At 60.8% G+C, this 24,321-nt stretch carries 20 protein-coding genes; 6 read left to right on the top strand and 14 right to left on the bottom strand.

The genetic code is table 11. From position 1 onward, the window contains the following. Positions 1-258: 258 nt before the first annotated feature. Both mprF and JFT66_RS12155 read left to right on the top strand, forming a co-directional pair. On the top strand, positions 259-2,901 hold the full coding sequence (gene mprF / locus JFT66_RS12160) for a bifunctional lysylphosphatidylglycerol flippase/synthetase MprF (protein WP_034115839.1): 2,643 nt from the start codon (positions 259-261) through the stop codon (positions 2,899-2,901). Next, positions 2,901-4,181, top strand: a complete 1,281-nt coding sequence (locus JFT66_RS12155) for a virulence factor family protein (protein ID WP_198859332.1) — start codon at positions 2,901-2,903, stop codon at positions 4,179-4,181. Before mprF ends, JFT66_RS12155 begins: the two co-directional genes overlap by 1 nt. 137 nt (positions 4,182-4,318) lie before the next feature. On the opposite strand, the gene recJ is transcribed toward JFT66_RS12155, so the two are convergent. Both recJ and JFT66_RS12145 read right to left on the bottom strand, forming a co-directional pair. Beyond that, complete coding sequence (gene recJ / locus JFT66_RS12150; protein ID WP_198859331.1) at positions 4,319-6,028, bottom strand: single-stranded-DNA-specific exonuclease RecJ; 1,710 nt, start codon at positions 6,026-6,028, stop codon at positions 4,319-4,321. An 85-nt stretch (positions 6,029-6,113) separates the two neighbouring features. Continuing rightward, positions 6,114-6,656: a YaeQ family protein gene (locus tag JFT66_RS12145; protein WP_003193952.1), complete on the bottom strand. Its 543-nt coding sequence runs from the start codon at positions 6,654-6,656 to the stop codon at positions 6,114-6,116. Positions 6,657-6,804: 148 nt separating this feature from the next. On the opposite strand from JFT66_RS12145, the gene JFT66_RS12140 reads away from it, so the two are divergent. Further along, the gene (locus JFT66_RS12140) at positions 6,805-8,004 is read left to right on the top strand and encodes a CaiB/BaiF CoA transferase family protein (RefSeq protein ID WP_034115842.1); all 1,200 of its coding nucleotides are present in this window, start codon (positions 6,805-6,807) and stop codon (positions 8,002-8,004) included. Continuing rightward, on the top strand, positions 8,004-8,891 hold the full coding sequence (locus JFT66_RS12135; RefSeq protein WP_198859330.1) for a TIGR02285 family protein: 888 nt from the start codon (positions 8,004-8,006) through the stop codon (positions 8,889-8,891). The genes JFT66_RS12140 and JFT66_RS12135 overlap by 1 nt, the downstream gene beginning before the upstream one ends. A gap of 183 nt (positions 8,892-9,074) precedes the next feature. Here the strand turns inward: JFT66_RS12135 and JFT66_RS12130 are convergent, their stop codons facing one another. Then, complete coding sequence (locus JFT66_RS12130; RefSeq protein ID WP_153839114.1) at positions 9,075-9,359, bottom strand: DUF3509 domain-containing protein; 285 nt, start codon at positions 9,357-9,359, stop codon at positions 9,075-9,077. A 207-nt stretch (positions 9,360-9,566) separates the two neighbouring features. Between JFT66_RS12130 and JFT66_RS12125 the strand changes: the two genes are divergently transcribed. Beyond that, positions 9,567-10,229 (top strand): response regulator transcription factor, encoded by a 663-nt coding sequence (locus JFT66_RS12125; RefSeq protein WP_198859329.1) that lies wholly within the window; start codon positions 9,567-9,569, stop codon positions 10,227-10,229. On the opposite strand, the gene JFT66_RS12120 is transcribed toward JFT66_RS12125, so the two are convergent. The 6 genes from JFT66_RS12120 to xerD form a co-directional block, all read right to left on the bottom strand. Further along, positions 10,198-11,442, bottom strand: a complete 1,245-nt coding sequence (locus tag JFT66_RS12120) for an EAL domain-containing response regulator (protein WP_198859328.1) — start codon at positions 11,440-11,442, stop codon at positions 10,198-10,200. The two genes, JFT66_RS12125 and JFT66_RS12120, sit on opposite strands and share 32 nt — an antisense overlap. Positions 11,443-11,517: 75 nt before the next feature. Further along, a complete protein-coding gene (locus tag JFT66_RS12115) occupies positions 11,518-15,096 on the bottom strand; it encodes an ATP-binding protein (RefSeq protein ID WP_198859327.1) in 3,579 nt (1,192 codons plus the stop codon). Positions 15,097-15,216: 120 nt separating this feature from the next. Beyond that, positions 15,217-16,626 carry a threonine synthase gene (thrC, locus tag JFT66_RS12110; RefSeq protein ID WP_034115846.1) on the bottom strand — a complete coding sequence of 470 codons (1,410 nt, stop codon included), beginning with the start codon at positions 16,624-16,626 and terminating at the stop codon, positions 15,217-15,219. A 67-nt stretch (positions 16,627-16,693) separates the two neighbouring features. Next, positions 16,694-17,998 carry a homoserine dehydrogenase gene (locus tag JFT66_RS12105; RefSeq protein ID WP_034115847.1) on the bottom strand — a complete coding sequence of 435 codons (1,305 nt, stop codon included), beginning with the start codon at positions 17,996-17,998 and terminating at the stop codon, positions 16,694-16,696. Between the two features lie 129 nt (positions 17,999-18,127). Next, positions 18,128-18,859 carry a disulfide isomerase DsbC N-terminal domain-containing protein gene (locus tag JFT66_RS12100; RefSeq protein ID WP_034115848.1) on the bottom strand — a complete coding sequence of 244 codons (732 nt, stop codon included), beginning with the start codon at positions 18,857-18,859 and terminating at the stop codon, positions 18,128-18,130. Between the two features lie 149 nt (positions 18,860-19,008). Next, positions 19,009-19,905 (bottom strand): site-specific tyrosine recombinase XerD, encoded by an 897-nt coding sequence (gene xerD / locus JFT66_RS12095; protein ID WP_153839117.1) that lies wholly within the window; start codon positions 19,903-19,905, stop codon positions 19,009-19,011. Positions 19,906-20,012: 107 nt separating this feature from the next. On the opposite strand from xerD, the gene JFT66_RS12090 reads away from it, so the two are divergent. Continuing rightward, positions 20,013-21,821, top strand: coding sequence for a cation:proton antiporter (locus JFT66_RS12090; protein WP_198859326.1), 1,809 nt, complete (start codon positions 20,013-20,015; stop codon positions 21,819-21,821). Here the strand turns inward: JFT66_RS12090 and JFT66_RS12085 are convergent, their stop codons facing one another. The 5 genes from JFT66_RS12085 to rpsP form a co-directional block, all read right to left on the bottom strand. Then, a complete protein-coding gene (locus JFT66_RS12085) occupies positions 21,822-22,235 on the bottom strand; it encodes an acyl-CoA thioesterase (protein ID WP_034115851.1) in 414 nt (137 codons plus the stop codon). Between the two features lie 82 nt (positions 22,236-22,317). After that, positions 22,318-22,668 carry a 50S ribosomal protein L19 gene (gene rplS, locus JFT66_RS12080; RefSeq protein WP_003175895.1) on the bottom strand — a complete coding sequence of 117 codons (351 nt, stop codon included), beginning with the start codon at positions 22,666-22,668 and terminating at the stop codon, positions 22,318-22,320. A 45-nt stretch (positions 22,669-22,713) separates the two neighbouring features. Further along, positions 22,714-23,487 carry a tRNA (guanosine(37)-N1)-methyltransferase TrmD gene (trmD, locus tag JFT66_RS12075; RefSeq protein ID WP_198859325.1) on the bottom strand — a complete coding sequence of 258 codons (774 nt, stop codon included), beginning with the start codon at positions 23,485-23,487 and terminating at the stop codon, positions 22,714-22,716. Beyond that, complete coding sequence (gene rimM / locus JFT66_RS12070) at positions 23,469-24,005, bottom strand: ribosome maturation factor RimM (protein ID WP_003175898.1); 537 nt, start codon at positions 24,003-24,005, stop codon at positions 23,469-23,471. The genes trmD and rimM overlap by 19 nt, the downstream gene beginning before the upstream one ends. Before the next feature lie 5 nt (positions 24,006-24,010). Then, complete coding sequence (gene rpsP / locus JFT66_RS12065) at positions 24,011-24,262, bottom strand: 30S ribosomal protein S16 (RefSeq protein WP_003175899.1); 252 nt, start codon at positions 24,260-24,262, stop codon at positions 24,011-24,013. Positions 24,263-24,321 lie beyond the last annotated feature (59 nt).

The following is a 24,321-nucleotide window of genomic DNA, read 5'->3' as shown; positions in this document are numbered from 1 at the left end:
AAAGAGTGGCCTTTTTTGTATCCGGTGAAAAAGTTCTTCTGAAACAATGGCATGGCATCTTTCATGAAACCGCACAGGGTTTGTGGAGTCCATCTCACTGCACGCTATGCTCAATGCTCAAGCGCTACCCTCTACGACCAATGGCCGCAGTCGCCGCACCCGGCGATCCGCGTTAATATTTGTAATTATTTTGTCCATAGGGATTGGTAACTTGGCTGGATACCTCCATCCTGTCGCGCACAATCCACGAGGTGATTGATGCGCGCCAACTCGTCTGAACCACACGACACCGTCACAGCGGAACAACCAATCGCCCCCACCCGTTTGCGTTGGCTGGAGCTGTTGAGCAAGTACCGGCAACCCATCGGCCTGGCCGTTACGCTGCTGTTGTTTGCAATCGCCTTGATCGCCTGCCGACACCTGCTGTTGGAACTGGACCTCTACGCCCTTCACGATTCGATTCTGGAAGTGCCCAAGCCAGCCTTGCTCGGTGCATTTGCGGCGGCGGTCGCCGGCTTCATTATCCTGCTCGGCTATGAATTCTCCGGCGCACGTTATGCGGGGGTGAAGTTGCCCGCCAAGACCCTGGCCCTGGGTGGCTTCACCGCTTTTGCCATCGGCAACGCCATTGGCTTGTCGATGCTCTCGGGCGGCTCGGTGCGCTACCGTTTATATGCACGCCATGGCATCGGCGCGTCGGAAGTGGCGCACATGACGGTGTTCGCCAGCCTGGCCCTGGGCTGCGCCCTGCCGCCACTGGCCGCATTGGCCACATTGAGCAACCTGCCGGCAGCCTCCACTTACCTGCATTTACCGCAAAGCCTGCTCGGCGGCGTCGCCGGCGCCGTGCTGCTATTGTCAGCCGCATTGTGCATCGGCATCTATCGCCGCCGCCTGCCGGAACAACCCTACCCCGACAACCTGCTGGTCAAGGCCGGGCGCCGTACATTGCGCCTGCCCGGTCGGCGCCTGACCTTCCTGCAACTGATCATCACCGCCCTGGACGTCGCCGCTGCCGCCACCGTCCTTTATCTGCTGTTGCCGGAAGCACCACCCTTCGGTCCATTCCTGCTGGTGTACCTGCTGGCCCTGGCCGCCGGTGTGCTCAGCCATGTACCGGGCGGCGTGGGTGTGTTCGAAGCGATCCTGCTGGCAGCCTTCGCCGACAAACTCGGTGCCGCGCCTCTGGCTGCTGCCTTGCTGCTGTACCGGATGATCTACGTGGTGCTGCCGCTGCTGATCGCCTGTGTGTTCCTGCTGGTCAACGAGGCACAGCGCCTGTTCCAGACCCAGCAGAGCCTGCGGGTGGCTTCGGGGCTGGCGGCGCCAGTACTGGCCGTCCTGGTTTTTTTGTCCGGCGTGGTCCTGCTGTTTTCCGGCGCCACGCCGGAGATCGACTCACGCCTGGAAAACATCGGCTTCCTGATTCCCCACCGCCTGATTGACGCGTCGCACTTTGGCGCGAGCCTGATCGGCGTGTTGTGCCTGCTGCTAGCCCAGGGCCTGCGTCGACGTTTGTCGGCAGCCTGGATGCTGACCATGGTGCTGCTGCTGGTGGGTGCCCTGCTCTCGCTGCTTAAAGGCTTCGACTGGGAAGAAGCCAGCCTGATGACCATGACGGCGGTGCTGCTGGCAATCTTCCGTCGCTCGTTCTACCGCGCCAGCCGCCTGACCGAGCTGCCTTTTTCGCCGCTGTACCTGGTGGCCAGTGTCTGTGTACTCGGCGCTTCGATCTGGCTGCTGTTGTTCGCCTATCAGGACGTGCCCTACAGCCATCAACTGTGGTGGCAGTTCACCCTCGACGCCAACGCCCCGCGAGGCTTGCGCTCATTGCTGGGCGCCGCCGTGCTGCTGGTGATTGTGTCGCTGACCTGGCTGCTGCGCACTGCACGCCCGGTCATCCACTTGCCTACACCTGAAGAACTGGAGCGCGCCACCAAAATCCTGATGGCCTCCTCCCAACCCGACGGCGGCCTGGCGCTGACCGGTGACAAGGCGCTGCTGTTCCACCCTAACGATGAAGCCTTCCTGATGTACGCCCGTCGCGGGCGCAGCCTGGTGGCCTTGTATGACCCGATCGGCCCGACCCAACCCCGCGCCGAGATGATCTGGCAGTTCCGTGACCTGTGTGACATCCACCACGCCCGCCCGGTGTTTTATCAGGTACGTGCCGAGAACCTGCCGTACTACATGGACATCGGCCTCACTGCGATCAAGCTGGGCGAAGAAGCCCGCGTCGACCTGAAACGCTTTGACCTGGAAGCCAAGGGCAAAGAGATGAAGGATTTGCGCTACACCTGGAACCGTGGCACCCGGGACGGTCTGTCCCTGGAGATCTTCGAGCCAGGCCAGGCACCGATGGATGAATTAAAAGTCATCTCCGATGCGTGGCTTACCGGTAAGAATGTGCGCGAAAAGGGCTTCTCCCTGGGCCGTTTCAGTGACGACTACCTCAAGCACTTCCGTATCGCGATCATTCGCTTCGAAGGTCGCCCGGTGGCTTTCGCCAACCTGCTCGAGACTTACAACCACGACCTGGCCAGCCTCGACCTGATGCGCGCCCACCCGGACGCACCCAAGCTGACCATGGAATTCATGATGGTTGGCCTGATTCAACATTATAAGAACCACGGCTACGCCCGCTTCAGCCTCGGCATGGTGCCGCTGTCGGGTCTGCAACCCCGCCGTGGCGCACCCTTGACCCAACGCCTGGGCTCGATGGTGTTCCGCCGTGGCGAGCAACTGTATAACTTTCAAGGTTTGCGCCGCTTCAAAGACAAGTTCCAGCCTGACTGGGAACCCCGTTACATGGCCGTGCCCGCAGGACTTGATCCGCTGGTGGCACTGGCCGATACCGCCGCCCTGATCGCGGGCGGCTTGACTGGATTGGTGAAACGCTGATGATTCGACGCTCCTGGCGGTATGTATTGGCCCTTGTAGTGCTGCTTGCGCTGATCGCGGCGGGTGGCTTTTGGTACTGGAACCGCCCTGCCCCGCAACCGACCCTGGAGCAATTGCCCCAGGCCGACGGTTCGGTGATGACCCGCGTGACCCCGGCCAGCGCCGCGAAAGCCCGCGTGGCCGTGGCCGTGATGGCCGACGAAGCCCTGACCGACAGCCAATTGATTGCCCTGAGCCAGGGCGGCGCAGCGCAAATCGTTCAGGTGATCCTGCCCAAGGCTGACTGCACATTGCAGGAACAAGCCCTGCAAAGCGCCCTGGCCCAGCTTAAAGGCCCGGCGACGCTGGTCAGCGGCATCGGCCCTGGCGCCGCCCTCGCCTGGCGCTGGCTGGCCACACAGAACGACGACAAGGCCAACGCCATCTCCGTAGGCTTCGCACTGTCTCAGGAAGGCTGCAAGGACCCGCTGCCGAAAACCTCCGCCCATGGCAACTGGCTGGTGGCGTGGAACGACAACCCTGACGATGAAAGCGCCAGTTTCGTACGCGACACACCGCGTGCCACCACCAGCATCAGCGACTACGACATTCATTACCCGCAAGTACTGAACAATGAGTTGCGCAAGCAACTGATCGGCTCGGACAACGGCGGCCTGGCGATTCCGGTGGTGGAAGTGCCGGCTGGCCAAGCCAAGGACACCGTGACCCTGTTCCTCTCCGGTGACGGCGGCTGGCGTGACCTGGACCGCGACGTGGCCGGCGAGATGGCCAAGCTCGGCTACCCGGTGGTCGGCATCGACACCCTGCGCTACTACTGGCAGCACAAGACCCCGGAGCAAAGCGCCAAGGACCTTACCGAGCTGATGCAGCACTATCGGCAGAAGTGGGGCACCAAGCGCTTTGTGCTGACCGGTTACTCGTTCGGCGCCGACGTACTGCCCGCTATCTACAACCGTCTGCCGGAAAGCGAGCAACAGCGGGTCGACGCGATCATCCTGCTGGCATTCGCCCGCACCGGCAGCTTTGAAATCGAAGTGGAAGGTTGGCTCGGCAACGCCGGCAAAGAAGCCGCGACCGGCCCGGAAATGGCCAAGCTGCCGGCGGACAAAGTGGTGTGCATCTACGGTGCCGAGGAAGTCGACGAGAGTGGCTGTACTGACAAGACGGCCGTGGGTGAAGCGTTGAAGCTGCCGGGCGGGCATCACTTCGATGAGAACTACCCGGCACTGGCCAAGCGCTTGGTGGATATCATCGTCAAGCACCAGGCCAAAACCGAATAGCTCCAGGGCTGTACACAAAACCAAATGTGGGAGGGGGCTTGCTCCCGATAGCAGAGTGACAGTCAATGATGTTGTGACTGCGCTACCACTATCGGGAGCAAGCCCCTCCCACATTTGCCTTGTGCTGTGGCTGAGATTCAGCGTGGTTCGATGTGCGCGATCATCAACTGCACGGTTTCATTTCCACGAAACTCGTTCACGTCCAGCTTGTAGGCCAATTCCACCCAACGCACGGTCGGGTTCGGCCACACCTCACGGTCCACGCCAAAGGCAATGCCATCGAGCTTCACTGAACCGCATTCGGTCTTGAGCACGACCTTCAAGTGCCGTTCGCCCACGACACGCTGTTCCACCAACTGGAACACACCGTGAAACAACGGCTCGGGAAAGTGTTGCCCCCACGGGCCGGCATGACGCAGGGCGCGGGCCAGTTCGAGGTGGAACTCTTCCACAGCCAATGTACCGTCGGAGAGCAGGCGGCCGGTGAGGTCTTCTTCACGCAGTTGCCGACGCACTTCGGCATCAAAGGCTTCGGCAAACAGTGGGAAGTTCGCCTCAGGCAATGTCAACCCCGCCGCCATGGCGTGGCCGCCGTACTTGGTGATCAGATTGGGGTGCTGGCTGGCGACCACAGCCAGTGCATCGCGGATATGAAAGCCCTGCACCGAACGCCCAGAGCCCTTGAGCAGGCCGTCACCCGCATCAGCAAAGGCGATGGTCGGGCGGAAATAACGCTCCTTCATGCGCGACGCCAGGATCCCGATCACCCCTTGGTGCCACTCCGGGTCGAACAGGCACAAGCCGTACGGCATCGACTCCACCGGCAAGTCCTTGAGCTGGGCCAGGGCTTCGCGCTGCATGCCTTGCTCGATGGATTTGCGGTCCTGGTTCATGCCGTCCAGTTGCGCGGCCATTTCCCGTGCGGCGGCAAAATCCGTGGTCAGCAGGCATTCGATGCCCAGGCTCATATCGTCCAGGCGCCCGGCCGCATTCAGACGCGGGCCGAGGATAAAACCCAGATCGGTAGAGGTGATGCGGGCATGGTCGCGCTTGGCCACTTCGAGGATCGCCTTGATCCCCGGCCGTGCCCGACCGGCACGAATACGCTCCAGGCCCTGATGGACAAGGATGCGGTTGTTGGCGTCCAGTGGTACCACGTCGGCAACGCTGCCCAGGGCCACCAGGTCGAGCAGTTCACCAATGTTTGGCTGTGGACTGTTGTCATACCAACCCAGGCTGCGCAAACGCGCGCGCAGGGCCAGCAACACGTAGAAGATTACGCCGACACCGGCCAAGGCCTTGCTGGGGAACCCGCAGCCCGGCTGGTTAGGATTGACGATGGCGTCCGCCGCCGGCAATTCATCGCCCGGCAAGTGGTGGTCGGTCACCAGTACCTTCAAACCCGCCGCCTTTGCCGCTGCCACGCCTTCGACGCTGGAGATACCGTTGTCCACGGTGATCAGCAACTGCGGCTCGCGCTGCAGCGCCACCGCGACAATTTCCGGGGTCAGGCCGTAGCCATACTCGAAGCGATTAGGCACCAGGTAGTCGACATGGGCCGCCCCGAGCAAACGCAGGCCCAAGGTACCCACCGTGCTCGCCGTGGCGCCATCGGCGTCGAAGTCACCGACGATAAGGATGCGCTGGCGCTGCTCCAGGGCAGTCACCAGCAAGTCCACCGCCGCGTCGATACCCTTGAGCTGCTGATACGGAATCAACCGCGCCAGGCTCTTGTCCAGCTCGGCTTGCGATTGCACCCCGCGTGCGGCATAGAGGCGGGTCAACAGCGGCGGCAATTCACCGAGAAAAGGCAGGACGGCGGGCAATGGGCGGGGATCGATACGCATGGGGTGACGGGCGCTTCTCTTCTAATACAACGGTTAAACGACAATTCTTCAGGCAACACAGCTCAAATGTGGGAGGGGGCTTGCTTCAACCGCGCTCGCCAACCAGCCATTGCAGTTGCACTTCATGCTGGCCACGGTCGTCGGTGACGAAGATCGTGCCTTCGCTGATCATCACGTCCCACTTGATTACGCGGGGCATGTCCTTGGCCAGGGTCTCGAGGACTTCCTGGGGCACGGCGGCGATGTGCACGTTTTTCAGGTTGTTGGCCACCGGCACCACCTTGCCTTCCCACACGCGCAGGCTGCCATAGGCCAGCAGGCTGGTGCGTTCAGTGCGGCGCGAGCACCAGGTCAGGCGGTCGGCATCCGGCTGGCCGACTTCGATCCAGTGCAAAACCCGATCATCCAGGCTTTTTTCCCACAGGGCCGGCTCGTCTACATCTGACAGGCCACGCCCGAACGCCAACTGCTCGTTGTACCAAAGGGCGTAGGCCAGCAGACGCACGGTCATGCGCTCTTCGGTTTCCGAAGGGTGGCGGGCGATGGTCTGTTTAACGCTCTCGTACACCGAGCGGTCGAGGTCGGTGAGGTTGAGTTCGAATTTGTAGGTCGTGGACGGCTGGGCCATGAACGGGCTTCTAGAGACAAGGAAAGGCGGCCAGTCTAACCGATGGCGAGGCCATTCAACGAATACTGCGCTGCATCATCCTTATCCCTGGGGCGCTCGCCTATGTTAAAAGGCAATACACCACCGTCCCGCGCTTGTAAGGATCCCCATGTCGCTTAATGCCAAACCACTTGCCGGCCTGAAAGTCATCGAACTGGGCACGCTGATCGCCGGCCCGTTTGCGTCGCGTATCTGCGCTGAGTTCGGTGCCGAGGTGATCAAGGTCGAATCCCCGGACGGCGGCGACCCGCTGCGCAAATGGCGCAAGCTGTATGAAGGCACCTCGTTGTGGTGGTTCGTACAAGCGCGCAACAAGCAGTCGCTGACCCTCAACCTCAAACACCCGGATGGCCTGGCGATCCTCAAGCAACTACTGGCCGACGCCGACATCCTGATCGAAAACTTCCGCCCTGGTGTGCTGGAAAAGCTCGGCCTGAGCTGGGAAACCCTGCACGCACTGAACCCCAAGCTGGTGATGGTGCGCCTCTCGGGCTTCGGCCAGACCGGGCCGATGAAGGACCAGCCAGGCTTTGGCGCGGTGGGCGAGTCCATGGGCGGTTTGCGCTATATCACCGGTTTCGAGGACCGCCCGCCGGTGCGCACCGGGATTTCCATCGGCGATTCGATTGCTGCGCTGTGGGCCGTGATCGGCGCGCTGATGGCGCTGCGTCATCGCGAAGTCAATGGTGGCCTGGGCCAAGTGGTGGATGTGGCGCTGTATGAAGCCATCTTCGCCATGATGGAGAGCATGATCCCCGAATTCGATGTGTTCGGGTTTATTCGCGAACGCACCGGCAACATCATGCCCGGCATCACCCCGTCCTCGATCCACACCAGCGCGGACGGCAAGCATGTGCAGATCGGCGCCAATGGCGATGCGATCTTCAAACGCTTCATGGCGACCATCGGGCGTGACGACTTGGCGAATGATCCGCAGTTGGCCAGCAATGACGGGCGTGACCTGCGCCGCGACGAGCTGTACGGCGTGATCGACCGCTGGGTCAATTCGCTGCCGCTGGATCAGGTGGTTGAGCAACTGAACAAAGCCGAGGTACCCGCCAGCCGCATCTACAGCGCCGAAGACATGCTGGGTGACCCGCAATTCCTGGCCAGGGAAATGTTCCTCAAGGCACAGCTTCCAGACGGCAAGGACTTCAAGATGCCAGGCATCGTGCCCAAGCTCTCGGACACGCCTGGCAGTTGTGAATGGGTCGGCCCGCAACTGGGCGAACACAACAGTGTGGTGCTCAATGCCCTGGGCTACGACGCCGCGGCCATCACCCGCCTGCGTGAGGATGGCGCGATCTGATGGCGGGGGGCGCCAAGCGTCGACTGCTGCGCCTGTGTCTTATCACGGGGTTGGTAGCCACTTGGCCGCTACCGGCGAGTGCCGAGGGCACGCTGACCTGGTTGCTGCGCGACTTGCCACCCCTGACCATCTTCGAAGGCCCGAAAAAAGGCCAGGGCGCGCTGGATCAGCTGTTGCCCAAACTTATCGAGCGCTTGCCGGAGTATCAACATCAGGTCCTGCACGTCAATCGCGCCCGCGGCACGCAGATGCTGCGGGCCGCCGCGTCGACGACCTGCGATCCCTCAATGCTCTGGACACCGGAGCGGGCGCAGTACGTTGCGTTTTCGGCCCAGGCATTGGTGGTGGTGAGCAATGGCGTGATGATCCGGCGCAGCCAGCAGCAGGCCATGGCGCCCTTCATTGCCGCCGGCGAGTTCGATCTACAGGGTTTTCTCGACACGCCCGGCACCCGCCTGGGCGCGACTGCCGAGCGCAGCTACGGCCCTGTCATCGACGACCGCCTCAAGCATGCAGAGTCACACAAGCTGGCATTGCATTACGGTAACGATGCCTTGGGCAGCTTGTTGCAAATGCAGCGTCTTGGCCGGTTGGAAGCGGTATTGGGTTACTGGCCCGAGATCCGTTATCACGCCTTGCAACAGCAGATCGCCGCGGAAGACTTGAGGTTTTTCCCGATCAAAGGCACCGCGCCTTACCAGCGCATCCATATTGGCTGTTCGGACACCGCCGAGGGCCGCCAGGCCATCGAACGCATCAACCAGGTACTGCGTGACATCCCCCAGGCGCAGCTCCAGCAATCCTATGCCTCATGGCTGGACCCGCAGACCCGGGCGCATTATTTGCAAGATAACCCGCGCATTTTCCAGGACTCACCCGAGCCATGAAAAAATTCGTTGGTAAATCGCGGGCAAAAAGAAACCCCGAGCAGTGGGGAGACAACTCGGGGTTAAACGTGGCCTACAAAGACCAGTACAGCAAGCTACAAGCACCGGAGCACAATGCTCGCTCTTGCTGTTACGAACTCTGACTGACCGCCGCGTAGGAAGGTTCCGAAGAAAAATAATGTTTCATGCAAGGGCGCCGCCACGGGTTTGGGCGGCGTTGCGCAAGGCAGCAATGACAGAGGGTTCAAGGCGCCCTTCGGCGATTTTCAGGTCGCGCAGCAGGCAATCCACCACGTCCACCAACACGCGTTTGTCGGTCAACTGCGCACGGTCGACTTCGCGTTCAACCACGATGGCGCCACCGGGATTCTTCACGGTTACCAGGCAGTCGTCCCGCACACCAGAAGTGGTCAGCGTAACCTGATAAGGGCTCAGCGCTTCACTGAGCAATAGGTTGATACTTTCCATCTCGATCACCACTCAATCATTCGAAAAAGGTTCGAAAAACAAAAATGTCACGAAGAGGCTGACATTCAAGTGACCCGTGCTCAAAGCAGAAAGTTCTACATTTCGTGTAATCCACTGCTTAAGGAAAACGAGCATGCACGGAAAATATGACAGAGAAAAAACATCCGCTCACAGGCTAGAATCCCTGGATTAACCCGGGAGCCTGCCTTGAGAGCCGCGTCTGAACCGCCTTTGCGTATCGTCATTGCCGACGATCACCCGATTTTCCTGATTGGCCTGCGCGCCGTACTCGAGCGTGACCCGCACATCAGCATCGTCGGCGAAGCCAACTCGCCACAAGCGCTCAATGCGTTGCTGCAACACTGTGCCTGCGATGTGCTGGTGACCGACTTCATGATGCCCGCCGAACCCCAGGCCGACGGCTTGCGCCTGATCGAGCAACTGCGCCGGCACTATCCGGACCTGCCCATTGTGGTGGTGACCATGCTCAATAATGCCGGTCTGTTTCATTCCATCCTGGCGTTGGGCGTGATGGGCCTGCTGAGCAAGGCCAGCCTGGCCGATGAACTGCCGCAGGCGATCCGCCAGATGCGTCAGCAACGCCCCTATGTGGCCCAGACCATTCGCCAGGCGCTGAGCCTGGCCGGCGAAGTCGGCGCCGATCGCCTGCACTCCCAGGAACAGCTGTCACCCCGGGAGCTGGAGGTGATTCGCCTGCTGGCCAGTGGCATGACCGTGGGCGCGATCGCCGCCCACCTGCATCGCAGCAAGCAGACCGTCAGTGCGCAAAAAGTCGGCGCCATGCGCAAGCTGGGCCTGGGCAACGATGCCGCGCTGTTTATTTATGTGCAGGAACACGGGCTGGCCTAGCCTGGAATGCGATCCATTGCTTGAGCGCATCAGCGTCCATCGGCCGGGCAATGAAGCAACCTTGCAGCCACGCTGCACCCAGTTCCCCCACGGCGTGATAGTCGGCGGCAGTTTCCACGCCGGTGACCACCACGGCGATGTCCAGCCGCTTGGCCATGCTCATGGCTCCCGCCACCACCGCTGCCTTGCGGTCGTCTTTGGCCATCCCGCAGGCGAACGCCGGGGGAATTTTCAGTTCGGTGAAAGGCAATTCCAGCAAATGCTGCAGGCTGGTGCCGCCCATGCCGAAATCGCCGATGGACAACTGGCACCCCAACATTCGCAAGCGCAGCAACCCGGTGACATGGGCGCTGTCGGTTTTCAACGTTGAGGTTTCCACCAGTTCCAGGGTCAGGCTATGGGCGGGCACGCCATGAAGTTGCAGTAAGCCTTGCAGCACCTGGGGAAAGTGCCCGCGCTCGAGCATGCGCCCCGGAATATTCACCGCCACCGGCAGCACTTGGCCGGTCTCGCCCATGACCTGGTTCGCCAGGCCAAGCGCCTGTTCCAGCACGTGCCAGGTAAACGCCTCTTCCATGCCGGCAAACTCCAGCAGCGGCAGGAACTCGTCGGGCAGCAGCAACTCACCTTCCGGCAACTGCCAGCGCGCCAGCGCCTCGACACCTTGCAGCACACCTGCCTGGCTGACGATGGGTTGATACCAGACCCTGCCACAACGCGCGATGGTGGCCTGGCTGACATCCGCCGAAGGCGGCAACTGCTCCCTGTCGCTCAAGCCCAGCAACTGGCGCACGCGCTCCCAGGACAGCACCGGTGGCCCCGGGCGCAAGTGCGTCTGGCAATCGGCCAACACCTGCCCGATCAACGTTGCCGAGGCCGGTTTTGGCAAGCACGCCAACACCTTGAGCCCCAGTTGCCGCGCCATGTTCGCCACGCCTTCCAGCACATCAGGCTCGGCATTGCTGAGCAGAATCAGCACCTGGGCCAGGCGACGCTCAGCCAATTCGCGGATCAGCTCCAGGCCATCGCCCTGCTCCAGGTACAGATCGCAGATGGCGATATCCACCGGGCCTTTGCTGTCCAGGGATTGGCGGGCCGTTTCGACATTTTCAGCGGTCAGTACATTGAACACGCCGTTGGCATTGAACATCTGGTGCAGTGCCATCAATTGAAACGGGTTGTCTTCGAGGATCAGGACATTGAGAGATCGCATAGGGCATTGAGTCAGCATCGGGGCAGATGCCTGACACACTACTCAGAAGCCCCGCACAGCCCCATAGGACATGTCCTAATATTGGGCATCCAAGTAGGGTTGCAGGTCGCGACGAAACACCTTCAATACTTCGGACAACTTCAACCAAGGCTCCTCAAGCTCGGCGCCGCGTTGCTCACGCGCGCACTTTTCCAGGGCCACGCACGCCTTGGCCAGCGGCAGTGCGTCCACCAGTGAGCAAATGCCCTTGAGCCGATGCAACGCCGCATTCAAGCGTGCAACATCGCGCTCGGCCAGGGCGCTGGCCAATACCTCATGTTCGTGGTCCAGGCTCTTTGCCAGTTCCTTCAACATACTGTGCAGCACTGGCCCGTCGGCCTGGGTCATGGTGCGCAAGGCCTGGATATCGAACGACCGCTGCGGCGCAACTCGGGCCAGCACTCGGTTCCAGTGCTCCAGGGTCACCGGCTTGACCAACAGTTCATCCATACCGGCGTCCTCGCAGCGTCGTTGTTCATCTTTCATGGCGTTCGCGGTGCAACCGATCAACGCGCAACGGGTTCGTTGTTCCTCGGCTTCGATGCGCCGGATCGCCTCGCTCAAGGCATAGCCGGACATGCCCGGCATCTGGCAATCGGTCACCAGCACGTCGAAACGCTGCTCACGCCAGCGTTGCAACGCGGCCTCGGCCGAATCCAGGGCAATCACCTGATGACCGAGGAACTGCAACTGCTGAGCCAGCACCAGGCGATTGGCCGCCAGGTCATCGACCACCAGCACCGACAGACTGCGCCCCACGGGTGGCAAGGTTACGGTAGGCGTCGCCGGCACATCATCGGTGCTGACCCGATCCAGACGCAGATCAATACACACCACCGTACCCTCGCCCACCACGCTGTCGAGGTGAATGCGCCCGCCCATCAACTCCACCAATTGCTTGCAGATACTCAGGCCCAGCCCGGTTCCGCCATGTTCCGCCGCCGTCAATGCGCTCACCTGAGTAAACGGCTTGAACACCCGCGGCTGTTGCTCGGCACTGATTCCGGGGCCACTGTCCTCGACGCACAGGTGCAGGTATTCCGTATCGGTGTCATCCCTTTGGCAGGTGACACTGAGGCGAACACCGCCTTGCTCGGTAAACTTCAGCGCATTGCCCAACAGGTTGTGCATCACCTGGCGCAGGCGCAGCGGGTCGAACCAGTAATAGCCCTGGGCGGCGGGATCAAATGCCAGGGTCAAATGCAGGCCCTTTTTTTGCGCCGTGGCTTCGAACAGGCGCTGAATGCCTTCGAAGAAACCCTTCAGCTCAGTGGTCTGCGGAACCAGTTGCAGGTGACCGGCCTCGATCTTGGCCAGGTCCAGGCTGTCGCCCATCAGCGCAATCAGCTCGCGCGCCGAACGATGGGCCACCTGCAGCGCTTGGGAAACCGGCTGGCCGCTTGAAAGGCAGCGCTCCTGTTCCAGCTCGAGCAAACCGATGATGGCGGTCATGGGTGTGCGGATCTCGTGGCTCAAGGCCGAGAGAAATGCACTTTTGGCGTAGTTCGCTTCGTCGGCGGCCTGGCGGGCATCCATCAGTTGGTGCTCCAGGTCTTTGCGTTCGTTGATATCGATCCAACCGCCCAACAGCCCCTGCAAGCGGCCCTGGGCATCGAAGAAAGGCACGGTCCACTGGTAGACGTGGAAGCTGCCGCCGTTGAACTCCAACTGTCGGTCGACAAACAATGACTGCTGCGTCGCCAATTGCTCCATGTGGCTGGCGTGCAGGCGCGCCGCCGTCGCCTCGGGCATTACCCCGCTCTCCATCAGCGTCAGGCCCTGGATCAGCTCCAGCCGGGTCGCCAGTTGCTGTTCATAACTCTTGTTGCAGGTCATCAGCCGCCCGGCCAAGTCGCGCACGAACAGCGGGTTGGGCATGCCGTCGAGCAAGGCGCGCTTGAACGCCAATTGGTCATTGAGGCGCTGCTCGGCCTCCAGTCGCTGGCGAATTTGGCGCTTGAGCCGGCTGTTCCATACCAGCGATACCAGGACAAACAGCAACGCCGTGGCCACCGTCCAATAGGCCCAGGGCGGCACTCGTTGCCAGACCGGCAGCGGAATCGCCACGGCGCCAATCCAGCGCATGCGCAACGCGTTCAACTCGGCCACCGGCAACGCTTCCAGGGCCTTGTTCAGAATGCTCAACAGCTCAGGCTGGTCCTTGCGTACCGACAGGCAGTTGGATGACCACTTGCCGTCGACACTGCGGCCGATACGCAAGCCATCTTCGGTGTAACTCTGCACCTCGACTTCGGTCTGCAGCGTCGCCGCCGCCTCGCCGCGCTGCACCAGTTCACGGGCCTCGGCGTAATTGTTCACCAGGCGTAGTTCGATCCCAGGGTGCATCTGGCGGATATCACTCTCCAACACATGGCGCGCCGGCAGCGCCAGGACCTTGCCCTCCAGCTGTTTCAAACCGGTCAGCGGCGTGGCATCGGCGCGTTCGACAAACACCCAGCCGGAGCCACCAAAGCCATGACTGAAGTCGAGCAGCGCCCTGCGCTCCTGATTCGCCGCGAGGGTGGTGTTCATCTGCGCCCTGCCGGTTTCCAACCACTCCAGGGTTTGCGCGGTGGAGTGCACCTCTTCGAAGACAAACTGCAAACCGGTCATGCGCGAGATGCGATGCAGCAGGTCGACGTTCATGCCTACCCAGTGACCGTCCTTGTCCTTGAATATGTAGGGCGACATCTGCTGGGCCACCACCACGACATGAGGATGCTGCATCAACCACGTGTGTTCCGAAGCCGACAGCTCAACACGCTCACCGGTGAAACCGACGCCGAGCCCGGTGGTCCAGCGGGCGAGGATTTCCCGTTGCACCGACTCGTCGATGCTCGCCAGGGCGCGGTTCATCATCGCCCCCAGTAAAGGCTCCGCAGCGCGAGTGGCGAAGGCAAAGCCGATGGGCGCCAGCCGGCTTTGCTCCTTGATCTGCAAGCCCAGGTAAGGCCGCAGCGACTTGTAGGCCCGCACAATCACTTCATTGCCGATAAACGCATCGGCGTCGCCTTGCTTGAGTGCTTCCAGGCCGCTGTAAAGGTTGGGCGCAAGCATAATGTGGCTGTCGGGATAGGCCGCCTGCACCTTATGCACATTGGCGTAACCGTCGAGTAGCACCACTTTCTTGCCCGCCAGGTCGTCCTCTTGAAACTCGTCACGACGCAGCACTACCACCGATTGGTCGGGCATGTAGTCCTGGGTGAACTGCAACCCGGGGGTATCACGTTCATAGCCATTGGCGCTGGTCAGGATATCGATGGCCCCACTGCGCAACGCTTCAACCGCCTGGGCCCGCTCGGCAAAGCCCAGCACCTGCATGGGCATCTGCAGGCGAGCGCCGACCAGGCTCAGGTAATCGGCACTGATGCCCTGGTAGCGATTGCGGTCGCGGGTGATATCAATCGGCTGATAGTCATCAATGGAAATGCCCACCTTCAATGTCCGATGCGCCGCCAGCCACTGCTGCTCCGCGGGGGCCAGGGGCATAGGTTCAAGCGGGATAAACGCTGGCACCAGCTTGAAGGGCAAGCTGACGGCCGCCAGGCTTGCCGGTACTTGGGTGAGCCACAGCATGCACATCAGCCGCAATGTCCATTGGATCAAAACCTGCACCGATTGGGTTTCCTTGATTGGGCGAATGGGCAAGTATGGCTCGCCAGAATGAAAAAGCCCGTCGCGAGGACGGGCGTGGCCTGACGGACGATCAGTATTCAACTGATGACCACGATTCAATCAGAGCGGCTTACCGCGATTACCATGCTGGCTGACAAACGCCTGCACCGCCTTCAGGTCATTCGCCAGCACCGTGCAACGCTCTTCACGCGCAAACAGGTCGGTCAGGTGCTCTGGCAGCTCCAGTGCCTTGCCAACACCTGCCTTCTCGACTGCTTCCGGGAACTTGACCGGGTGGGCGGTACCGAGGATCACCATCGGGATATCCAGGCTGCGACGGCATTCGCGGGCGGCCTTCACACCGATGGCGGTATGCGGGTCAAGCACTTCGCCGGTCTGGGCATAGACCTCAGCGATGGTTTCGCAGGTCTGTGCATCGTCCACGGCCAGGGAATCGAACAGCTTGCGGGTTTCGGTCCAGCGCTCTTGCTCGACGCTGAAGCCGCCACCCTGCTTGAAGCTGTTCATCAGCTCGGCCAGGGCCGCACCGTTGCGACCGTGCATGTCGAACAGCAGGCGTTCGAAGTTCGACGACACCATGATGTCCATGGATGGCGACAGCGTGGCGTGCAGGGTTTCCTTGACGTACTGGTTGCCGCTCATGAAGCGGTGCAGGATGTCGTTGCGGTTGGTGGCGACGATCAACTGGTTGATCGGCAGGCCCATGTTACGCGCCAGGTAACCGGCGAAGATGTCGCCGAAGTTGCCGGTGGGCACCGAGAACGACACCGAACGCGCCGGGCCGCCCAACTGCAGCGATGCATGGAAGTAGTAGACGATCTGGGCCATGATCCGCGCCCAGTTGATCGAGTTCACAGCTACCAGGCGCGTGCCTTTGAGGAAGCTCTGGTCAGCGAAGCTGTTCTTGACCATTTCCTGGCAGTCATCGAAGTTGCCTTCGATGGCGATGTTGTGGATGTTCTCACCGAAGATGGTGGTCATCTGCCGACGCTGCACTTCCGACACGCGCTTGTGCGGGTGCAGGATGAAGATGTCGACGTTTTCGCAGTGCTTGCAACCTTCGATGGCCGCCGAGCCGGTATCACCAGAGGTAGCGCCGATGATGACCACGCGCTCGCCGCGCTTCTCCAGCACGTAGTCGAGCAAACGACCCAGCAGTTGCAGGGCGAAGTCCTTGAACGCCAGGGTCGGGCCGTGGAACAGTTCCAGGACCCACTCGTTGCCGTTCAACTGGCGCAGGGGCGCGATGGCGTTGTGGGAAAACACGCCATACGTTTCTTCCAGGATTTTCTTGAAATCCGCATCCGGGATGCTGCCGGTAACGAACGGGCGCATCACTCGGAATGCCAGCTCGTGGTACGGCAGGCCGGCCCAGGAGGCGATTTCTTCCTGGGTGAAGCGTGGCAGGTTTTCCGGCACGTACAGGCCGCCGTCGGTGGCAAGGCCTGCCAGCAAAACGTCTTCGAAATTCAGGGCCGGTGCCTGGCCGCGGGTGCTGATGTAACGCATGACTGGCTCCTCTAAAACATTCTCGAACAGAGGCCGCCGAACAGACGGGGCCCCTGGAACAAATCGGTTAGTTCAAGTGTTCGACGCGAATCCGCACCACCGGGCCGACCACGCCTTGCAGAGCTTCCAGGGCGTGGATGGCATCGTTGATATGCTGTTCGAGCACGCGGTGGGTCAGCAGGATCATCGGCACCTGGCCGTTTTGCTCCTCGACTTCCTTCTGCATGATCGACTCTATGTTGATGCCACGCTCCGACAGGATGCTCGCCACCTGGGCCAACACGCCCGGATGATCCTGGGCTTGTATGCGCAGGTAGTAGGCGCTTTCGCAGGCTTCGATCGGCAGGATCGGGTGGGCCGACAGCGAGTCCGGCTGGAAGGCCAGGTGCGGTACGCGGTTTTCCGGGTCGCTGGTCATGGCGCGAACCACGTCCACCAGGTCGGCGATCACCGACGACGCGGTCGGCTCCATGCCGGCGCCGGCGCCGTAGAACAGGGTAGAACCGGCGGCGTCACCGTTGACCATCACCGCGTTCATCACGCCATTGACGTTGGCAATCAGGCGGTCGGCCGGGATCAGTGTCGGGTGCACACGCAACTCGATACCCGCCGCGGTGCTGCGCGCCACGCCCAGGTGCTTGATGCGGTAGCCCAGGGCTTCGGCGTAGTTCACGTCGGCGGTGGTCAGCTTGGTGATGCCTTCGGTATAGGCCTTGTCGAACTGCAGCGGGATACCAAAGGCGATGGAGGCCAGGATGGTCAGCTTGTGGGCTGCGTCGATACCTTCCACGTCAAAGGTCGGGTCGGCTTCGGCATAACCCAGGGCCTGGGCTTCGGCCAGTACGTCTTCGAAGGTACGGCCCTTCTCGCGCATTTCGGTGAGGATGAAGTTACCGGTGCCGTTGATGATGCCGGCCACCCAGTTGATACGGTTGGCGGACAGGCCTTCACGGATCGCCTTGATCACCGGGATACCACCGGCCACCGCAGCTTCGAACGCGACGATCACGCCCTTCTCGCGGGCCTTGGCGAAGATCTCGTTGCCGTGCACGGCGATCAGCGCCTTGTTGGCGGTGACCACGTGCTTGCCGTTCTCGATGGCCTTGAGCACCAGCTCGCGGGCCACGGTGTAGCCACCCACCAGTTCGATGACGATATCGATTTCAGGGTTGGTGGCCACGGCGAAGACATCGTTGGTAATCGTAATACCGGTCGTTTCGAACTGAGGCTTTGGCGAACGCGTGGCAATTTGCGCCACTTCAATCCCGCGACCTGCACGGCGGGAAATTTCTTCAGCGTTACGCTGAAGTACGTTGAAGGTACCGCCACCGACGGTCCCTAACCCACAGATGCCTACTTTGACCGGTTTCACTGAAGAACTCCCCATGAAACGGCCGACTCAAGGTCGGCCGTGGAAAACAGCCGCGCAACTGCGGCTCTCAATTAATGACCCGTCGACGGTTCGGCGGGTCATGATCGTCAAAGGCTCGACGATTAATGCTTACTTGGCACCCAGTGCCAGTTTGGCAACTTGCGGCGCCGGCTGGTAGCCCGGAATCACCTGGCCGTCGGCCAAAACGATGGCCGGTGTACCGCTCACACCAATGGACTGGCCGAGCGCGAACTGCTTGGAAACCGGGTTGGCGCATTTGGCCGCCTTGATTTCCTTGCCGTCGACCATCTTGTCCATGGCGGCCTTCTTGTCGGCCGAGCACCACACGGCTTGCAACTGCTCGTCACCCGGCGAACCCAGGCCCTGGCGCGGGAACGCCACATAGCGAACTTCCACGCCCAGCTTGTTCAGCGCAGGGACTTCGGCGTGCAGCTTGTGGCAGTACGGGCAGGTGGTGTCGGTAAACACGGTGATGTGGGTCTTGGTTTCACCGATGGCGGGGTAAACCACGGTTTCAGCCACCGGGATGCCGTTGATCAACTTGGACACGCCCAGGCGCTCGGCTTTCTCGGTCAGGTTGACCGGCTTGCCGTCCTTGAGCTGGAACAGGTAGCCCTGGACGATGTACTGGCCATCGGCACTGGCGTACAGCACACGGCTGCCCTTGAGCTTGACTTCATACAGGCCGGCCATGGGGCTGGCGCTGATGCTTTCGATAGGCGTGTCGAGCTGCAAGTTGGCCAAGCTCTTGCGAATGGTTTGCTCGGCCGCATCATCGGCGACAGCAAAGGTGGAAACCAACGCAATGGCTGCGGCGGCGATAATCTGGGTCAAGCGCATGGGAACTCCTGAAGGCAGAGGCAGGGACGGGGGCAGAATATCGACCTGGAACACAACTCGGGCCGTCCCCTTTGCGAACCGGCAAAGCCTACCACAGTTGGGCCGGGGGGCAGACTGTGGCAGGCAAATTGGGCCGTTTCTGACAGTTTTTATCCGCGAGGATGGTGCTTGGCGTGCATGTCCTGCAAACGTGCCCGTGCCACATGGGTGTAGATCTGGGTTGTGGATAAGTCACTGTGGCCGAGCAGCATTTGCACCACACGCAAATCCGCGCCATGGTTGAGCAAATGGGTGGCGAATGCATGGCGCAAGGTATGCGGTGACAGGGCCTTGCCGATTCCGGCTACTTTGGCCTGGTGCTTGATGCGGTGCCAGAAGGTCTGGCGGGTCATTTGCTCGCCGCGCAGGCTGGGGAACAGCACATCACTGGGGCGGCCACCGAGCAACTCGTGGCGCGCATCGCGCATATAGCGCTCCACCCACACAATCGCCTCCTCGCCCATCGGCACCAGCCGCTCCTTGCTGCCTTTGCCCATTACCCGCAACACGCCCTGGCGCAGGTTGACTTGCTCAAGAGTCAGGCTGATCAGTTCGGTCACCCGCAAGCCGCAGGCATACAACACCTCTAGCATGGCGCGGTCGCGCTGGCCGATGGCTTCGCTCAGGTCCGGAGCGGCGAGCAAGGCGTCGACGTCGGCTTCCGACAGAGATTTGGGCAGCGGCCTACCGAGTTGCGGCATGTCGATTTGTAGGGTCGGGTCGAGGGCAATAAGCTTTTCCCGCAGCAGGTAGCGATAAAAACCACGTACGCCAGAGAGAAATCGTGCAGTGGAGCGCGGCTTGTAGTTCTGCTCCAGGCGCCAGGCCAAGTGATCGAGAATCAGCTCGCGCCCGGCATTGATCAGTTCGAGATTTTTCTCCTGTAGCCAACCGTTGAACAGGGCCAGGTCGCTGCGATACGCCTGGCGCGTGTTGTCCGACAGGCCTTTTTCCAGCCAGAGGGCGTCGAGGAAGCGGTCGATCAAAGGGTGGTCGATGGCAGGCATGGGTACTCAAGCTACGCGGCACGGGGCTTGGCGCAAATTATTTAGTGAACTGTGGCAAGGGTCGCTAGTCTTTCATAGCCCGCTACTTCAAGGAACAGGAAGCTTCAATGAACGAACAACAGATTCTGCTGGCCTTCGGTGGCATTGGCGTGGCGGCACTGGGCTGCCAATGGCTGGCCTGGCGCCTGAAGCTGCCGGCGATTCTCTTCCTGTTATTAACTGGCATCCTGGTCGGGCCGGTGCTCGGCTGGCTCGACCCTCAGGAGATGTTCGGCCCGTTGCTGATGCCACTGGTATCCCTGGCCGTGGCGCTGATTCTGTTCGAAGGTAGCCTCACCCTGCACCTTTCGGAATGGAAGGACATCGGCAGCGTGGTGCATCGCCTGGTCACGGTCGGCGCCCTGTCGACATGGGCGGTGATCACCCTGGCCACCCACTGGCTGCTGGGGTTTGACTGGATGCTCGCCCTGCTGTTCGGCACCCTGACCCTGGTAACGGGCCCGACCGTGATCGTGCCGATGCTGCGCGTGGTACGCCCCAAAGCCTCGATTGCCAACATCCTGCGCTGGGAAGGCATCGTCATCGACCCGATTGGCGCGCTGCTGGCGGTGGTGGTCTATAGCTTCATCATTGCCCGGGCCTCGGGCGACGGTTTGAGCCATAGCCTGCTGACTTTCGGCGGCGTGATCCTGTGCGGCAGCCTGTTCGGTATTGCCGGAGGCTGGGTGCTGGGGCAGATCATGCGCCGGCAGTGGTTGCCGGAATACCTGCATAACCTGGCGACGCTGGCCGGCGTGCTGGGCATCTTTATCGCCGCCAACCAGGTGATGCATGAGTCCGGCCTGCTGGCGGTCACGCTGATGGGCATGTGGATGGCGAATATGAAGGGCGTGGATGTAAGGCACATCCTGCACTTCAAGGAAAACCTCAGTGTGTTGCTGATTTCCGGGCTGTTCATCCTGCTGGCGGCGCGCCTGGACTTGAATGCCTTGATCGCTCTGGGACCGTTCGTATTGATCCTGCTGTTGATCATCCAATTTATTGCGCGCCCACTGAACGTCGCGCTTTCAACCTTCCGCTCCGGGCTGAACTGGCGTGAGCGCGCACTGCTGGCATGGATCGCTCCACGGGGCATTGTGGCAGCGGCGGTGTCGGCGATCTTTGCGATCCGCCTGGACGAGGCGGGTCACGAAGGCGCGTTGCTGCTCGTACCGCTGACCTTCGCGGTGATCATCGGCACCGTAGTGCTGCAAAGCGCCACGGCTCGCCCTTTGGCCCGTCTATTGAAAGTTGCCGAACCTGCGCCCAGTGGTTTCCTGATTGTCGGTGCCAACGGCCCGGCACGTGCACTCGGCAAGGCGTTGCAGCAATTGGGTAGCAGAGTGCTGCTGACGGATTCCAGCTGGGAAAACATCCGCGCCAGCCGCATGGAGGGGCTGCCCACCTACTTCGGTAACCCGGCCTCACAGCATGCCGAATCCCATCTGGATCTGGTTGGCCTCGGGCATTTGCTCGCGCTCTCGCCTTCCGGGGAACTGAACGCCTTGGCCACCATGCGTTTTCGCCATGACTTTGGCCATCGCTTGTTCGCCCTGGCCAGCAGCCAGGAAAGCCGTCGCACCGACAAACACAAGGCCAGCCACGAACACCGTGGCCACCTGCTGGGCAGCCAACCCTTGAGCTACGCCAAATTGGCCAGCCTGCTGGGCCAGGGCGCGGAGTTGTACAGCACCCACCTCACCGAGGGCTTTGGGTGGGAGCAATACCAGGCGCTGCATGGGGAGCGGGCCACCTTGCTGTTCGCCCGGGACACCAGCGGCTGGGTGCACGTGGTGACACCCGAGAGCAGCGTGAAACCTGGCGCCGGCTGGACCTTGCTGGCGGTGATCCAGCCAGAGAACAGTACTGTCGGGTAATCAGTCGGCAAACCCAGGCAGTACCGGTACAGGGCGTTTGTCTGCATCAATCGCGACAAAGCTGAACACGCCCTGGATCGCCTTTTCACGGCCATCGACGCTCATGCTCTCGACAAACACTTCCACTTCTACCTTGAGGCTGGTATTGCCGACCTTGATCACCCGGCCGATCAGCTCAACGATGGAGCCCGCCGGGATCGCGTGATTGAAGTCGATACGGTCGGTAGACACCGTCACCAGGGGCAAGCGACAGAAACGCGTGGCGGTGATGAACGACACTTCGTCCATCCACGCCAATGCGGTGCCGCCGAACAGGGTGTTGTGGTGGTTGGTGGTCGGCGGGAACACGGCCTTGGTCACGTGGGTGACGGACAGGTCGGTGCGGCGTTGGATTTCTTCGAGGCGGGTGGTCATGTCGGGATACCGGTAAATAGACAAATTTCAGGCACAAAAAAGCAGCCCGTAGGCTGCTTTTTTCTGCATCGGGAAGCTGGACTTAAGCCAGTTTTTCCTTGATGCGAGCTGCTTTACCGGACAGGTCACGCAGGTAGTACAGCTTGGCTTTACGTACGTCACCGCGACGCTTGACGGCCATGCTGTCGATTTGCGGGCTGTAGGTCTGGAAAGTACGCTCTACGCCAACACCGTTGGAGATTTTACGAACAGTGAAAGCACTGTTCACACCACGGTTACGCTTGGCGATTACCACGCCTTCGAACGCTTGCAGACGCGAACGGTCGCCTTCCTTCACTTTCACCTGAACGACAATGGTGTCGCCCGGGGCAAAGGTAGGGATCTCTTTGGTCATCTGCTCTGCTTCGAGTGCAAGGATGATTTTGTTAGTCATGCTGTGCTCCTAAGGTAAGTCAATGGACCTACCATCGATACGTTGTTAACTATCGTCCCGCGCGAGGATGTATTCCTCGAGCAGCTTCTTCTCTTCTCCAGAAAGCGAGCGGCTTTCCAGAAGATCGGCGCGTCGTTCATAGGTCCGACCAAGGGACTGCTGTAAACGCCAACGCCGGATGTGTGCGTGATTGCCACTTAGCAATACGTCGGGAACACGCTGATCCACATACACCTCCGGACGGGTGTAGTGCGGGCAATCCAGCAAACCATCCGTGAAGGAATCTTCCTCCGCGGAGTCCGCATGCCCTAAAGCTCCGGGCAGCAGTCGTGTAACCGCATCTATCAGGACCATCGCCGGCAGCTCGCCGCCAGACAGGACATAGTCCCCAATCGACCACTCTTCATCGACATGAGCTTCAATAAAACGCTCGTCAATGCCTTCATAGCGACCGGCAATCAGGATCAGTGCTTCCTCATTTGCCAGTTCGCGTACCGCCGCCTGTTTCAGCTGACGGCCTTGAGGGGACAGGTAAATCACCTTCGCCTTCTCCCCGGCGACTGCCTTGGCCTGAACCAATGCATCTTCCAGGGGCTTGATCTTCATCACCATGCCCGGGCCACCGCCAAATGGGCGATCGTCCACAGTGTGATGTCGATCCGTCGTGTAGTCTCGCGGGTTCCAACAGGTAAGCTGCAACAGCCCCTGTTTCACCGCCCGACTGGTGATGCCGTACTCGCTGATGGCGGAAAACATCTCGGGAAACAAACTGATCACTTCAATGCGCAAATTAGCCACGCTTAGAAGTCCGCGTCCCATTCCACCTTCATCTCGCCCGCTGCCAGGTCGACGGCCAACACGCATTGCTCGGTATAGGGCAACAGGCGTTCGCGATCATCCAGGCTGCCAGCGCAAGGCTTGACCACCATTACATCATTGGCGCCGGTTTCCAGAAGATGATCGATTTTCCCCAGCAATTGCCCGAGTTGATCAATAACCTTCAGACCTTCCAGCTGGTACCAGTAGTACTCGCCGTCGGTCAATTCAGGGAACAGGTTGCGCGGCACACAGATCTCATAACCGGCCAGAAGACGAGCTTCCTCACGATCATCAAGACCCTTGAGCTTTGCGACCAGGAACTTATCGCTCCCGCGTCCACTGACCAGCTCGACCTGTTTCACACTACCTTCGCGCTTGAGCGTCCAGGTCTTGTACTGCAACAGGTTTTCAGTCGGATCAGTAAAGGAATACACCTTCACTTCGCCGCGAACGCCATGAACAGAGTAAATCTTGCCGATAACGATCAAATCATCAGCAACAGCTGGCGTCGCGTTCATATTGCTCAGGCTGCGGCCTTAGCCGAGTCCTTCAACAGTTTTGCAACGCGCTCGGATGGCTGTGCACCAACGCTCAGCCAGTAGGCTACGCGCTCTTGGTTCACGGACAGACGAACTTCTTGACCACGAGCAACAGGGTTGAAGAAACCAACCTGTTCCTTGTGCGAACCGTCACGCGGGTTGCGGCTGTCGGTTACGGTCAAGTGGTAAAACGGGCGCTTTTTGGAGCCGCCAAGGGCAAGACGGATTGTTAGCATGTGAACATCGTTCCTGTAGTCGGTGCTGCAAATCTAAATGCACAGCGGGCATAGGTGCC

The organism is Pseudomonas sp. MF6755 (assembly GCF_016405635.1).
In the GTDB taxonomy this organism is placed as follows: domain Bacteria; phylum Pseudomonadota; class Gammaproteobacteria; order Pseudomonadales; family Pseudomonadaceae; genus Aquipseudomonas; species Aquipseudomonas haemolytica.
The sequence above is the reverse complement of the archived record's forward strand: the minus strand, read 5'-3'. Positions and strand labels throughout refer to the sequence as shown.

Coding starts and splice junctions, on each gene's coding strand:
- mprF (WP_034115839.1), top strand. CDS start 259: ATGCGCGCCAACTCGTCTGAACCACACGACACCGTCACAGCGGAACAA.
- JFT66_RS12155 (WP_198859332.1), top strand. CDS start 2,901: ATGATTCGACGCTCCTGGCGGTATGTATTGGCCCTTGTAGTGCTGCTT.
- recJ (WP_198859331.1), bottom strand. CDS start 6,028: ATGCGTATCGATCCCCGCCCATTGCCCGCCGTCCTGCCTTTTCTCGGT.
- JFT66_RS12145 (WP_003193952.1), bottom strand. CDS start 6,656: ATGGCCCAGCCGTCCACGACCTACAAATTCGAACTCAACCTCACCGAC.
- JFT66_RS12140 (WP_034115842.1), top strand. CDS start 6,805: ATGTCGCTTAATGCCAAACCACTTGCCGGCCTGAAAGTCATCGAACTG.
- JFT66_RS12135 (WP_198859330.1), top strand. CDS start 8,004: ATGGCGGGGGGCGCCAAGCGTCGACTGCTGCGCCTGTGTCTTATCACG.
- JFT66_RS12130 (WP_153839114.1), bottom strand. CDS start 9,359: ATGGAAAGTATCAACCTATTGCTCAGTGAAGCGCTGAGCCCTTATCAG.
- JFT66_RS12120 (WP_198859328.1), bottom strand. CDS start 11,442: ATGCGATCTCTCAATGTCCTGATCCTCGAAGACAACCCGTTTCAATTG.
- thrC (WP_034115846.1), bottom strand. CDS start 16,626: ATGCGTTACATCAGCACCCGCGGCCAGGCACCGGCCCTGAATTTCGAA.
- JFT66_RS12100 (WP_034115848.1), bottom strand. CDS start 18,859: ATGCGCTTGACCCAGATTATCGCCGCCGCAGCCATTGCGTTGGTTTCC.
- xerD (WP_153839117.1), bottom strand. CDS start 19,905: ATGCCTGCCATCGACCACCCTTTGATCGACCGCTTCCTCGACGCCCTC.
- JFT66_RS12090 (WP_198859326.1), top strand. CDS start 20,013: ATGAACGAACAACAGATTCTGCTGGCCTTCGGTGGCATTGGCGTGGCG.
- JFT66_RS12085 (WP_034115851.1), bottom strand. CDS start 22,235: ATGACCACCCGCCTCGAAGAAATCCAACGCCGCACCGACCTGTCCGTC.
- rplS (WP_003175895.1), bottom strand. CDS start 22,668: ATGACTAACAAAATCATCCTTGCACTCGAAGCAGAGCAGATGACCAAA.
- trmD (WP_198859325.1), bottom strand. CDS start 23,487: ATGGGACGCGGACTTCTAAGCGTGGCTAATTTGCGCATTGAAGTGATC.
- rimM (WP_003175898.1), bottom strand. CDS start 24,005: ATGAACGCGACGCCAGCTGTTGCTGATGATTTGATCGTTATCGGCAAG.
- rpsP (WP_003175899.1), bottom strand. CDS start 24,262: ATGCTAACAATCCGTCTTGCCCTTGGCGGCTCCAAAAAGCGCCCGTTT.